General features: G+C 58.1%; 9 protein-coding genes. 1 reads left to right on the forward strand and 8 read right to left on the reverse strand.

What is annotated here, in order from left to right:
- Positions 1-48: 48 nt before the first annotated feature.
- From RGCCGE502_RS00095 to RGCCGE502_RS00130, 8 genes are all read right to left on the reverse strand, one after another.
- On the reverse strand, positions 49-861 hold the full coding sequence (locus RGCCGE502_RS00095; protein WP_016552121.1) for a cephalosporin hydroxylase family protein: 813 nt from the start codon (positions 859-861) through the stop codon (positions 49-51).
- The gene (locus RGCCGE502_RS00100; protein ID WP_016552122.1) at positions 854-1,600 is read right to left on the reverse strand and encodes an FkbM family methyltransferase; all 747 of its coding nucleotides are present in this window, start codon (positions 1,598-1,600) and stop codon (positions 854-856) included. The genes RGCCGE502_RS00095 and RGCCGE502_RS00100 overlap by 8 nt, the downstream gene beginning before the upstream one ends.
- Positions 1,597-2,841 carry an FkbM family methyltransferase gene (locus RGCCGE502_RS00105; protein ID WP_016552123.1) on the reverse strand — a complete coding sequence of 415 codons (1,245 nt, stop codon included), beginning with the start codon at positions 2,839-2,841 and terminating at the stop codon, positions 1,597-1,599. Before RGCCGE502_RS00105 ends, RGCCGE502_RS00100 begins: the two co-directional genes overlap by 4 nt.
- Before the next feature lie 33 nt (positions 2,842-2,874).
- Positions 2,875-4,176, reverse strand: a complete 1,302-nt coding sequence (locus RGCCGE502_RS00110; protein ID WP_016552124.1) for a glycosyltransferase family 4 protein — start codon at positions 4,174-4,176, stop codon at positions 2,875-2,877.
- The gene (locus tag RGCCGE502_RS00115; RefSeq protein ID WP_016552125.1) at positions 4,173-5,246 is read right to left on the reverse strand and encodes a radical SAM/SPASM domain-containing protein; all 1,074 of its coding nucleotides are present in this window, start codon (positions 5,244-5,246) and stop codon (positions 4,173-4,175) included. The genes RGCCGE502_RS00110 and RGCCGE502_RS00115 overlap by 4 nt, the downstream gene beginning before the upstream one ends.
- 279 nt (positions 5,247-5,525) lie before the next feature.
- Positions 5,526-9,275 (reverse strand): PAS domain-containing protein, encoded by a 3,750-nt coding sequence (locus RGCCGE502_RS00120; RefSeq protein ID WP_141652281.1) that lies wholly within the window; start codon positions 9,273-9,275, stop codon positions 5,526-5,528.
- 546 nt (positions 9,276-9,821) lie between these two features.
- On the reverse strand, positions 9,822-10,268 hold the full coding sequence (locus RGCCGE502_RS00125) for a hypothetical protein (protein WP_016552127.1): 447 nt from the start codon (positions 10,266-10,268) through the stop codon (positions 9,822-9,824).
- 514 nt (positions 10,269-10,782) lie between these two features.
- Positions 10,783-11,154: a response regulator transcription factor gene (locus RGCCGE502_RS00130; protein WP_016552128.1), complete on the reverse strand. Its 372-nt coding sequence runs from the start codon at positions 11,152-11,154 to the stop codon at positions 10,783-10,785.
- Positions 11,155-11,767: 613 nt separating this feature from the next.
- Between RGCCGE502_RS00130 and RGCCGE502_RS00135 the strand changes: the two genes are divergently transcribed.
- Positions 11,768-12,550 carry a TetR/AcrR family transcriptional regulator gene (locus RGCCGE502_RS00135; RefSeq protein WP_244441663.1) on the forward strand — a complete coding sequence of 261 codons (783 nt, stop codon included), beginning with the start codon at positions 11,768-11,770 and terminating at the stop codon, positions 12,548-12,550.
- The last annotated feature ends 153 nt before the right edge of the window (positions 12,551-12,703 follow it).

Below are 12,703 nucleotides of genomic sequence, written 5' to 3' on the forward strand. Positions count from 1 at the left end.
GTTGCACGGTGACAACCGGATAGAGCGCCTTCTGCCTGTGGGCAGCGTTTAAACGCGGCGCAAGAATCCGTCAGCCGATGCTGTAATCATGATCTTGTTCTCGATGATCTTGTCGGTTTCCAATGACAGCTTTCCGCCGTCGGAACCGCTCCGTCCTTCGGATGACAGGAGTTCGAGATACGCCCTGACGGCGGTTTTCGGGTTGTTTCCTTTGCCCCAGGGGCGATCGCCGCACATATCTTCGGGCAGGTCTTCGACACCAGTGTCCCACACGACGCAATAGGATCCCTTTGACGTCAACGGTGCGTACAGCTCCAATTCAGAAAGGACGTGGTCATGCGTGTGGTTGGAATCCAGGAAGACCATGACCCGTTCGTAGCCTTTCGCGTGCGCAGCTACTTGGGAAAAGACGTCCGGTGCGATCGACGACCCTTCAATCGTGAAGATCTTATGAGCGAGCGGATGGGTTTCTATTCCCGCGCGGTTGTGTTTTCGGATGTCGATGTCGACAGCGACGACCTTACGACGGCTCGCCTTCGGATCAAGAACGCGACCATCGGCAATGGCGTCACAATAGTCGAGCATGGCCAGCATCGACGCGCTCATGACGAGCGATCCGCCATGTGCGATGCCTGTCTCGATGATGAGGTCGGGCCGGCATGCCCAGATCAGTTCCTGTATGGCATAAATATCCTGCGGCACCTGGATGATCGGGCGGCCCAACCACGTAAAGTTCTGAACATAGTTGTGACGGATGCATTCGCGGACCCACACTTGTGAGAGGCCGATGAAGCCTGCATCCTTACTTGCACTCTCGATGTTGCCGGCGACGTATGCCGCAAATTTCTGATCTTCAGTCATGATGCTTCTCTTGGGGCGTGCGCGTGCAGTGGATGTCCCACCACTGCGTGCGCGGGGCTAGTCTGTTTCCATTGAAGTCGCGGACAGTGTGCGAATAGCTATCGACAACAGAGCCGTACGATGACCATGAGCCAGGAACGTCATCGCCGAACGGCCCGGACGAACCCACCGGAAAATTGTAGCTAAGCGAGCTATCGCGAAGCGACGGAACTGTTGATTGATCGAGCAACTTGAACCCGTCGTAGCCGCATGCCGCGAGCGTCTCCAGATACTGGAAGCCGAAACGACAGTCCTCGACGCTGACATACAAAGGGAGGCTCGGGAGTGCCTTCAATTGATCGAGCACCACGTGGTCGACGCCCTCGACATCGATCTTGAGATACAAGGGTACGCCGTACGCGGCGAACAACTCCGACAAAGTCACGCAGCGAACGGTGATCGCGCGGCAATTGCCGTCGTTACGCCCAGCCCAACCGATATCAATGCTGCTCCAATGATCGTTTTCGAGGTTGATGTGGAAGACCGCTTCGCCTGAACGCTCCCAGATCGCCGCGTGAACAATGGTAAGCCGCCCGTCGTTCACTTCCGGCTCGAAACGCTTGGCGGCTCTTTCGCAAAGCTCCGGATTGGCTTCAAGCGCCACGACGCGGAAGCCGCGTTTCAGATAGTAGTCCGTGTCGTCACCGTTGTTCATCCCGAGATCGAAGACGAGTTGGCTGCCGTTTGCGAAATGTTTCATTGGATACGGACTTTTTCCTGAGGAACTGCATAGACGACCGCTCCGGTGCCGCACCAGCTATGGAGTCGCATAAAGAAGCGGTAGGCCGGAAGTTGCTCCATCAAATACTCAGGGGTACGCCATAGACCGTCGCTGTTGTGATAGGTTGTGACGGCAACGATGGGCCGATGCTGCTGCAGCGTTTCGCATCCACCCCTAAGGGCGTTGAGTTCCGCCCCTTCGAGGTGCAGCTTTAGAAAGCCCGGGGAGAGAGCCAAACTATCCAGCGTTACAGTCCGAACACGCTCTCGACCCGTATCGGATAGTTGGGAGGCATATCCGAGCCCGTCGTGGAAACCGCGTTCATGCTCCACTGAGTCGAGTGCGTATGGCAGCAGCGTCACATCGGCAGCACCCTTGGCGTCCAGAGATGCAAGCCTTCTGCTGAAGGCGGCGGCATTCTTCGCATCCGGCTCGATCGCAACAATAGCAGCCTGACGGAGCCCGGCTTCGGCGATCAGCTTTGCAGTAATGCTCCCGTCATGCGCGCCGCCGTCGACAAAGACCGACACCGCATCCAAGCAACCCCGCACCTCGGGAATAAAGAAGCGATTGTCGCCCGTGACCGGCGCGCCTTCAAAGGTCCATTCCTCGCGTAGACGTCGCCATGCCAGAAATTGCAGGTGGTGGGCTCGAGAAAGATCGTCCTCCCATCCCAGCAGGACGTTCGTCGTCCTGGCAAGTTCTTCCGATGTCAGTTTTTCGGCGAACCAACCGTTCGAGAGGGGGTGCCGATCACGGTAGCTCTCGGCGATATCGTAGAAGGGCACAACGTCATGCCAGCCGGCTTCACGCAAAGCCTTTTCCAGCGGAACGAAGGGCGTCGTGGCGATACTGACTGCCAGCAGCGCCGAGCGCATCATGTCATCACGCACCTCGGATGGGTGAAGAACCTGCACGTCTGCCCAAAGCGGATCGTTACGAAGTGCGACTGCATTCTTGTCAACGACGAACGCAAAGTCGCGCCCTATTGCGCGGAGGTAATCGCGCGCGAGCCTTCCCATGTCGCCGGCGCCGTAGAGCACCAGCGGATCGCGCAGCGGGCGCGCCGAAAAGCGGCAGGTGGCATCATTGATTCGATACAGAAGCTCTCGTGCAGTCATCCCATCCGGCAGCGCAGAAAAGTGAAGCGCGCCATGCGCGGCAGACGCTTGTGCGACCTCCTGCGAACTTGCTCGTTGGTGATGAAACGGATTTGCCATTGCCGTCACGTGACCTTCATCCTTCTTTCCCGGTCATGCGACCGCAAACTCGCGGTCTCGAGAAAGGCAATTGGGACGATCCGATGACCAATCACCGTCCGTCGGATCGGCAATCAGCGAGAGCAGCGACGTGTCCTCTGGAAAGCAGGTGAGAAAATGATCAATCGTTCCCTTTGCTGCGCGCCCACCGGTGCGAAGGTCAAGCTTTTCGGGCGTTGCACGGGCCAGGGTCTTGGTCGACAAGAACCATTCGGCGGCCGTATCGCCAAGCCTGCTGCGGAAATCCGTGCGCCGTTTTTCGACCTGCAAAAGGTCAGCATAGATTTTCTCAAACGCCATGGCGCTCGAAACGGGCATCCGCGTTGTCGCTATATGGTCAGCAGCTTTCCTGCCCATTTCCGCGACAGCTTCCGGATTTCGCATCATCCAGCGAAGCCGTTCCGTGGCCTCCGCGATGTTGCACACGACAAATCCTGTTCGACCATCTTCGACGATGGCCGCTTCCGCGGGATTGTTAAACACGACCGGCACACACCCTGATGACATTGCCTCGGTCAGCGCGTTTTCTGCCGTCCCAAGGTGTTCCGGCTGCAGCAAGTACAGAAAGATGCTGGTTTGCGCGAAGACAGCCGCCGGATTATCAGTGTGGCCCATAAAGCGGACGCGTCGCGGGTCTCTCATGGCCGCCGCCGTATGAACGACTTCGCTCAACGGGCTGACCTCTCCCCATAGACGGACCGGTGCCTCTGACGTGGCGGCCTCATCGGCGACGCGAAAGATATCCGGGCTCATCTTGGCGAAATCGACGGTCCCCAGGTAGCTGATCGAATTGCGGTTTCGGCGCCCACCGTCAACTGTCCGAGGTGGAAGGCCAAAACCGCTGTTGACGACACTAAATTTGCTTCTTGTTGCGGGAGGAAGCGTCGCTACGTTGGGGGCTGCGAACGAGCACTCCGACGAAAAGACGAACCGGTCGTCACCAGTCAGAAGCCCGGTCGGCAGATAAGGAGCCGCAATACCCGAGATGTGCGACCAAAATAGCGTCCGCATCTTCGGCCAGGCGGTTTCGCACAGGCATTCGTACAATCTTGGATGGTTCCACCATTCCACCTGAACGATATCCGCCTTTGCCGCCATCGACGATATGGTTTGGCGATCCGGTGCGACCACAACATCGGCGCCAAGTTGCCTAAGCAAGTCGACATGCCGGAGATCGCGGGGAGACTCGAGCAGAAGGTAGCTTCGCTTGATGGAACCTGGATCAACGCTGCACAGACTGCTGTGCGCCTTGCCCACTCCACCGCCGAGATGAGCCGCAATGTGTAAGATGTTCATTCGGCAGCCTCGACTGCAATCCTGCGTCCGCCCGGAGCCTGAGCGCCAGGATCCAGGGTCACGACGGACTTGAACTTATCGAGCAGCATAGGGCGAAACGCGTCGATGTTGTCGGGAAGGCAATGGGTCAACTGACCGCAATTGCCACAAGTACCGTTCTCACAACGACGGCCTTCGAGATGCTGGAGCCGGAGGGCATTCATTGCGTCCGAGTTCCATATTTCCCTCATCGTCTGCTTTCGGACGTCACCGATGATGAGCTTTCGCCCCCAATCAAGGAAGCACGAGCTGACAAGACCGTCGGCGTTTACAGAATACCCATAGAAAATGTAGGGACAGGTGTCCGTATTGCCGATCTCCTGCTGGTAGATGCCGCCGGTGATTTTGACACCGGTATGCTTCTCGATATCGAATTCCGGCCAGCAAGGCGCAAAATTCTCAATGAAGATACGGTCACAATAGTCGCCGAAAGTGTCGAAAAATTCTTGTCTTTGGGCTTCGGTGATGAGTTCTCCAGGGATCTTGATGGAGATTTCCATGTTCCCCTTGTTGGCATAGAGCCATTTGACGTTCTTCACGAAAGCGTCGAAGTCAAACTTGAACCCTGTAAACTGGATGTACTGCTCTCGCGTCATTCCATCCACGGAGATGTTGAGCTTGTCCAATCCCGCTTCAATGACCGGCACCATCCGTTCTGGGGTGATGAAGGTGCCGTTCGTCGTTGAATCGATATAGTCGGCATGTCCGCTTTGCTTTGCGTAGGCAACCATGTCAGCGAAACGCTTGTTCAGAAGCGGCTCGCCATCCTTGTACATTCTCAGGACTTTGATTTTCTGAGGAAAATCGCCAAGTTCATCGACGACCTTCTGAAAAACCTCATACTTCATCGCGCCCTGAAAACGGCCGGTGTCGGCGATCAGGTCGCGGTGGCCTGTCGGACAGAATGTGCACTTAAAATTGCAAGAACTGGCCGGATCAACAAAGACGATGAAGGGCGTGTCGAGGGGTATAACCGTCTCCAACGCAGTACGATCATCAAGATTGATTCTGGGCTTAAGCTGAGCCTTCATTAAACGTCTCCGGTCTCTCCGGCGTTGAAAGGCTGCAGGCGTGCACGACGAACAGGACGATATTGGCCGGCCTTGGTTTGGCCCCTCAATATTCCCACGCCAGCACCCACAAACCGCTCGCAACGGCTGGATATCAACGGCTCAACTCAATCAAACGTTGGTTGCGCCAAGCTGACCGCGCTCGCGGCAGCGATGGCTGAGGACAGGCGGTAGTCTCAGGCTTGCACAGCCATGTTAGGTGGTTGGTTGCCCGCGTCCGATGTGCGACCGTCGAGAAAGTCACGAGACGCGATCCCGTTCAGCCCTCAGACCAGAGGCAACTTGTCCTGACAGTTCCAGGTTTACTTCGATCGGCAATGTGAAGATGAATGTAGCGCCGAACGGCCTGTTGTTCTCCGCCCATAGCCGTCCGTCATGCGATTCGACGATTGAACGACAGATCGCCAGTCCCATGCCCATGCCCTGTTCCTTCGTCGTGAAGAACGGCTGGAAGATCTTCTCGGGAAATTCGATGCCAGGACCGCGGTCGCTGATCTCGGTCTGCACGACGCCCTTCATGCGGCGCAAATGCACGCTAAGGACCCGATCGTCTGTCGTGAGGTCCATCGCCTCCATGCCGTTGCGCATCAGATTGATCAGAACCTGTTGAATCTGGACGCGATCGACCGCGATGCGCGGAAGACCGTCTTCAACTTCGACGGCCATGCGGACTCGGCGTCTCGAAGCCTCCTCGGCCAAAAGGTCGCGCGCCTCCGCGATGATCCCTTCAAGATCAGTGATGCTTCGCGTCTCCGCGGATTGTTTGAACAGCGCGCGAATGCGGGTCACGACATTGCTTGCGGAGTTGGCGCTACGCATGATGCGCTCCAGAGCCATCTGGGCGCGCTCCATATTGGGTGGGTTCGCGGTGAGCCAACGCTGGCAGGCGTCCGAACTGGACACCAGGGCCGCCAAGGGCTGACCGACTTCATGGGCAATGGATGCCGAAAGCTCGGCGAGGCTTGCGGCCTGGTTCGCGCGCGCCATGTTTTCGTGAGCCATCCGCAGATCCTCCTGCGCCTTAATGCGATCCGTAGCGTCGAGAAAACTACCGATGCTGATACCGAGGTTGGCGAGGGCCGACGGGAATACCGTGGTGTGGAGACCTTCGCGCGCGCGCCCGTCGTAGGTCCTGAACTTTGCATGCTCGGCGTGAGACTGCTCGCCACGGAAGCGTGCTTCGAAACTCCGCCTCACCCTATCGGATGGCGCCTGCCAATACGGGGTGATCGGCCCGGTCAGGTCGGTGTCGTGCTTGGTGCCGAAAAGCTCGATTGCGCTCCGATTGACTTCTTCGATCACAGTGAGGTCCATGGCCTCCTTCAGGAAGTCGGGATGCTCGTTCATGTACCGGCCGAGATCCGTTACGCCCTGCGAGCGCACCTGATTCAAAAGCTCATCGAGGCGGGAAGTATTCACCCGCCAAAGAGGAATAGGTGTGTAATGGAACACAGCGCGATACAACTGCTCGCTTTGGCGTAACGCCTCCTGGGCGCGCACCTGGTCATCGATGTCGTGGGAGAGGCCAAACCACTGGGTGATGCCCCCGCTTGGACCCCGCAGCGGCTCGGCACGACCATCCACCCAGCGATAGACACCATCCGCGTACCGCATGCGATATTTCATGGAGAAATGCTCGCCTGTAGCGAGGCAGCGGCCGAGCGCCTCCTTCAGACCCGCGACATCATCGGGATGCGCAATAGCCTCGATAATCGTAGGCAGTCGGTTCCCTTCCGGGTTGTCGAGGTCTGGTATCCCGGGGCCGAAAAAATCCCTGATGCGCTTGTTGAAGAAGGTCGTCCGCCCTTCGGGGTCCAGCCGCCACAGGAGGCTGGGCACCATGTCCACCAGTTGCGAGAGCTCCCGCTCGCGTTCGCGAAGGGCTTCCTGGGCGCGCATCTCGTCGTCGATATCGATGGAAATGACATACCATTGGACAATCTTTCCGTTCTCGTCTCGCAGCGGTTCCGCACGGCCATCGACCCAACGGTAGGCGCCATCCGCACGTCGGATGCGATACTTCATGGAATAGGGTGCGCCGGTAGCTACGGAATATTGAAAGGATTCTGACAGGCCTCCTGCATCATCGGGGTGAACAAGCGTCGTTATGGCTGCCGCCAGTCTGCTCAAGCCGGACCTGTCGAGATTTTCCAAGGCCTCCAGGCCGGCAAAATCCAGCAGGCGCTTGTTGAAAAATGTCGGCTCGCCTTCGGGCGTCAGTCGCCTGATATGGACCGGAACCATGTTCACGATCTGCGAGAACTCCCGCTCGCTGTCGCGCAATGCCTCCTGCGTGGTCACCAGGTCGTCGATGTCGACGCTCACGCCGTACCATTGGACGATCTTGCCTAAGTCGTCGCGCAGGGGCTCGGCACGGCTCTCGACCCACCGATGGGAGGTACCGGAGCGGCGCTGACGGTACCTCGCCGTGAAAGAAGTCCCCGTCGCGATTGCGTGCGCCAAGGTCCTATCCACCCCATCCCGCTCATCCGGATGGACGACGGCCAAATATCGCGCGCCATCAGGCGCGACCATATCCTTCAGGGTAATGCCGGTGATATCCGTTGTTCGTTTGTTGAGGTAACAGGGTATTCCTTCCGGCGTCATGCACCAGATCATGGCAGGCACGGTGTCGATCATCTGCTGCAGCTGCCGCTCGCTTCGCCGCAGCGCCCCTTCCGCGTGCATCTGATCGTCGATATCGTGACAGAGGCCGTACCACTGGACGATGCGTCCACCGTCGTCGCGCATCGGCTCTGCCCGGCTCGACATCCAGCGATAGGCACCATCGGCACGCCGCAAGCGGCATCGCAGTGCGAAACTGTCGCCGGTGGCGAGGCAGCGTCGCAGACTCTCCCAAACCTGAGCCGCATCGTCCGGATGCACGGTCTCTGTGAACGCTTCCAGTCGGCTCATGCCGGGCCTATCTGTGTCTGCTACGTCCATACCGAGATAGTCGACCATGCGCCGGTTGAAGAAGACTGGTTCTCCGTTCGGGCTCAGCCGCCAAAGGTGGATCGGAACCATGTCGATGAGCTGCGATAGCTGCCTCTCGCTTTCACGCAATGTCACCAAGGCGGTATGGTGCTGCCGGGATATCGCCGCCACGACGAGCGCCGAAAGGGCCGAAATCGCCAAAAACAGCTGCAGCATGATCTGCTTTTGATGCTGGGATGCGGGATCGCCGGCAAACTGACTGACGCCGGTAATCGTGAATGCTGCCGTGATCAGAGCGAGGAGAGCCAAGGCGATGACCGCACCCTTGAACTCAAAACGCGCAGCGGCCCAAAGTAGAGGCGGCATGATGAGGTAGGCGAAGGGCAGGTAGCTGCTCAAGGAAAAGGCGGCAACACCCAGAAAGATCAAGCCGACGGCGCAAGCTTCGATCCATCGCGGAGCTGCCGAGATCGAGTTCTCACGACGCCAGTTCTGGACTAAAACCAGAGCTAGCGGTGCAACGATCAATACCCCCGTGGCGTCTCCGATCCAGAACAATGGCCAGGCGCCCGTGAAGGACTGCATGCCAAACCACGCGAGAGTCGCACTTCCCACGGTCGCGCTGATAATGGGCGCAATTCCAGCGCCCACCAAAGCCAACACGACAACCTCGCGCAAGGTTTCCAGCCGAACCGGACGCCTGCAGGTCCGCTGGATTAGCCATGCGCCGAATACTGCCTCGAGTGCATTGCCGGAATTTATCAGCACTGCGACTGGCAACGGATTGTGGAACCACAGGAGGTTGCAGGACAGTTCGGCCATGAGGCCCGCCAGCACCCACCAGGGCCAGCTTAGCGGCGTAGCAACGACAAGCGTAGCGATGAACACACCGCTCGGCGGCCAAATGGAGATGTCTGTTCCGGGCACGACGGCGAGCAACTGAGCGAAACCAGCGCCCAACACATAAGCCACTATGAAGAGCCCCATGTGCAGGTAGCGCGGGCGGCGCGACCCAATGCGAGACCACCTGCTTCGTTCAAGTTCGCTGATCATGTTGTCGCCCAGTTCGTTCAGCGCGAGAGATCCTTTTTCCGGACAGTCAAGATTGCGCATTGAGGACGGTCGCCGCAGGCTTCAAGGTTGCGCTGACTATGCCCAGGAGCCACCCGACCATCCTGGTCCGCTCCGAACGGTTGCCAGCCTAAAGCAATGCAAGCGAGCAGCCCGAGCGGCGCATCAGCCGGGAAGCCGCCCGACCGGCGGCGGAGGCCAGCAGCGCATCCACTAGGCGTTGGCAAAACCGCTTCAGATCTTGTTCCGCATTCGTGCTCGGCCGATACGCCGCCGCTGGCCAGGTATCAATGCGCATGGCTGGCCAACAACGCTTGCCCGCCCCGCCGATTACCCCGATCAATATATACCACAGGACCGGAGCCTGGCGCGCTCCAGGGCGCTTGCCCCGTGCCCCAGCCCAAACGGCACTCCCCGCCCGCATCACGACCGGCTGACGCCAATCTTCATGATTGGAGCGGGGTCGACGGCCGCCGGTGTACTTGCGACGGCTCGCCAGCGCATCCCTTCCGCATGTCGACCCTATGCTCAATAACCTTGCAAGGATTGCTCAGATCCTTTTTGCGCCGAGGAGCCAATCGCGTGGCGAGCCGCCCAAAGCGTTGCAACAATGCCGAAGATTGCCGGAAGGCTAACGGCCGGGAAGTCCCGCAGGATCACGGACGGGCCGCAGATACCAACCGCCACTTCCCAGTAGTGGAAGGTGGCGTGAGCGATTAGCCACAGCGTCCCGCCAGCCCAAAGTTCCAGGCGGCGGGCGGGCTTCCGGAGGCCGATCGCAAAGGCGAGCGCGACGAAACCCTGGATGATTCCGATATCTCGAATGAAATGCTGGTTGAACATCCCGGTATCCGTGACGCCCGGGACGAAATAGTACCAGCCTTCGGGGTCGTAGAGCATGTGAATGCACAGCCAGGTCGACAGCAGCGCGTTGAAGCCGACCATGCCATAGACGAAATATTTGGTTGCCTGCATTGTAACCTCCAACGCAAAATTGCTTGCAAAATTAGCACCTGAGAGGACCGGCTTCTTCCCAAACGAAGGTATGGGGGTTCCAAGTGCCCGTCATTGAAGCGGGAGGCGAACGCTGTCTGTTCCCATCTTGCGACATCAAAGCAAGTCTGGGACGTACAAACGTGCAGGCATACACGAAGCCGAGGCGAAACGTCTGATCCAGATACTGGGGCCGCTATGCATCGAGTGACGAATTGCAGATGAACATCGTGCGTGTTCAACTCCGCACCCGTTGAAAGAAACACCGCCGAGCATCGATCACGCTGATACTCCTTGCCGCACCTGGCGACACGAAAAAGACAGCCTCCGAATGAAACCAGAGACTGTGGTAAGGTGGGCGGATCTTGGCAGGACCGAGTTCCAGTGGCCGGGCGGTTCTGGGTACTACGCCTGCATTTGGTACCGCCCGGCACCCGGAGGCGCCCCTGGCGGCAGCCAAAGACGCTCGCGAGAAACACATCCGTGCTGTCTTTCTTCAACGCGACGTGGATTGCGCAACAAACTCGAGCAGATCCCGCGAGTTCAGAGGCTTCGCCAGAAACAACGCTGCGCCGGCCGACAGCGCGTGCTGCCTGATGGTGCTCTCAGCAAAGGACGACATCATGCAAACCGGAGGGCCTTCAGCCCGAACCACCGCATCGAGGAGCGCGAGGCCGCTGGTCCCTGGCATTCTTACATCGGCGAGCACACAGTCCACACGGGACAGGTCGCCAGAGTTCAAGAAGTCGTCGGCCGAGCTGTAAACCAGACTGGAGATGCCGACGGTTTCGAAGAGGTCACGGAGGGCCTCTAGCAAAGCGCAATCATCGTCTATGATAGCGATCGTCGTTTGTTTCGTGGCCTGCATGGAACCTCAGAGGACTGGGCCGCAGCAGTTCGCGGCGGTTAAAGAAAATTTCAGTCTAACGGCACTGGAGGTGAGATGTTCGGCTTTTCAAACTTTCCGGGTGGTGAGACCACAGACCGTGCTCACGCGCATGCCTTGGTCAAAAGGCTGTGGCGACCCCCATGACCTCTAGTTCGCAAGCCGTCGGTTCCAACGCTATCTGTCGAAGATAGCTGCTGCGTGCCCGTCATTCTTCACTCGAAGGTAGTTCATGCTCTCGCCAAGCCAATCGCGCTACCTCTCCGCCCGATGACGAGAGCTTCGGTTACATCTCATGGTATCAGACCGGTAAGGCGATACAATTAAACGAACGTTTGGTCGCGAACCGAAGGTCGCCGAGCGGGGCTCTGCGCGCGCCACTCGTTACCCGATTCATCCCTGCGGTCACTGAGCGCACAAAATCCCCCAACTCAGGTTTGGGTCGACCGGTAGCACACCCCGGCATAGGGTCCGCGACGGTCCTGGACCGGCACGTCTCGACCCGGCAAAGCAGAAGCGAAGGCACAAACAAAGCCTCAATACGATTGAACAGCTGGAGATAAACTGAGCTTGGATAGTACCTCGAACCGGGGTAGTGCCCCTCTTTGCAATTGCCGTCGTGGCGTTAGGTGCGGCTTCGTGGCTCTTTTTGACGTCGTCTCGAGTAGGGGGGCGCCTCGCCAATTTCGTTCGTTTCCTGATTGAGGTGCAAGGGGCGGTACGCTACAGTACCGGTACCATTTCAGAAAGACTTCGTTTGCGATCAACTATGAACCAATCCTTTTCTCCCAAAGAAGAAGCCAGAAAGAACGAAATCATCGCCGCTGCAACGACGGTGTTTTTTGAGAAAGGCTTTTCCCGGACGTCGATGGATGACGTCATCGGAATCGTCGGCGGCTCGAAGCGGACGCTATATAAGTACTTCCCAAGCAAGGACGAGTTGTTTTTTGCGGTTGCCGTGCGCGTTTCGGACCGCACTGTGGAAGAACTAAGGGTCAAGCATAGTGGCGATCTGCAGGAAACATTGACAAAGTTCGGAATGAGTTACCTGCGAACTGTTGTCTCGCCAGAAGGGTTGTCTCTTTTCCGCGCAGTCATTTCGGAGGCGCCGCACCTGCCGAAGCTGGGGGAAAGCTTTTTACGTCATGCAACAAATCGCATTTCTCAGCTTCTGGTGGATTACTTCGAAACACAGGAAAAGATTAGCGATCCAATCTCGGCTGCGGAGCAGTTTCTAGCCCTTGTCCGGGGTCCGACCCACTATGTGGCGTTGCTCGGTGGCAGACCTCCGAGCGATGAAGAGATCGCATTCGCGGTAAGGCAAGCCGTCGCGACGTTCCTCTATGGAGCTATTGGCAGCCCAGATACCAACGTCTGACCCACGCGTTTGTATAATAGGGATCTAAGGGAACTCGCCGCAAGCTCCAAATTTGACAACAACGGTACGGTAAAGTACCGTACCGTTGTTTTGCAGTTGGACCTGCTACGAAGATGGTTGGCGTTACGCGCGGTGCCCTGCAGTTCGCTTGGA

The organism is Rhizobium grahamii CCGE 502, from assembly GCF_000298315.2.
In the GTDB taxonomy this organism is placed as follows: Bacteria; Pseudomonadota; Alphaproteobacteria; order Rhizobiales; family Rhizobiaceae; genus Rhizobium; species Rhizobium grahamii.

Coding starts and splice junctions, on each gene's coding strand:
- RGCCGE502_RS00125 (WP_016552127.1), bottom strand. CDS start 10,268: ATGCAGGCAACCAAATATTTCGTCTATGGCATGGTCGGCTTCAACGCG.
- RGCCGE502_RS00100 (WP_016552122.1), bottom strand. CDS start 1,600: ATGAAACATTTCGCAAACGGCAGCCAACTCGTCTTCGATCTCGGGATG.
- RGCCGE502_RS00110 (WP_016552124.1), bottom strand. CDS start 4,176: ATGAACATCTTACACATTGCGGCTCATCTCGGCGGTGGAGTGGGCAAG.
- RGCCGE502_RS00120 (WP_141652281.1), bottom strand. CDS start 9,275: ATGATCAGCGAACTTGAACGAAGCAGGTGGTCTCGCATTGGGTCGCGC.
- RGCCGE502_RS00115 (WP_016552125.1), bottom strand. CDS start 5,246: ATGAAGGCTCAGCTTAAGCCCAGAATCAATCTTGATGATCGTACTGCG.
- RGCCGE502_RS00105 (WP_016552123.1), bottom strand. CDS start 2,841: ATGGCAAATCCGTTTCATCACCAACGAGCAAGTTCGCAGGAGGTCGCA.
- RGCCGE502_RS00095 (WP_016552121.1), bottom strand. CDS start 861: ATGACTGAAGATCAGAAATTTGCGGCATACGTCGCCGGCAACATCGAG.
- RGCCGE502_RS00130 (WP_016552128.1), bottom strand. CDS start 11,154: ATGCAGGCCACGAAACAAACGACGATCGCTATCATAGACGATGATTGC.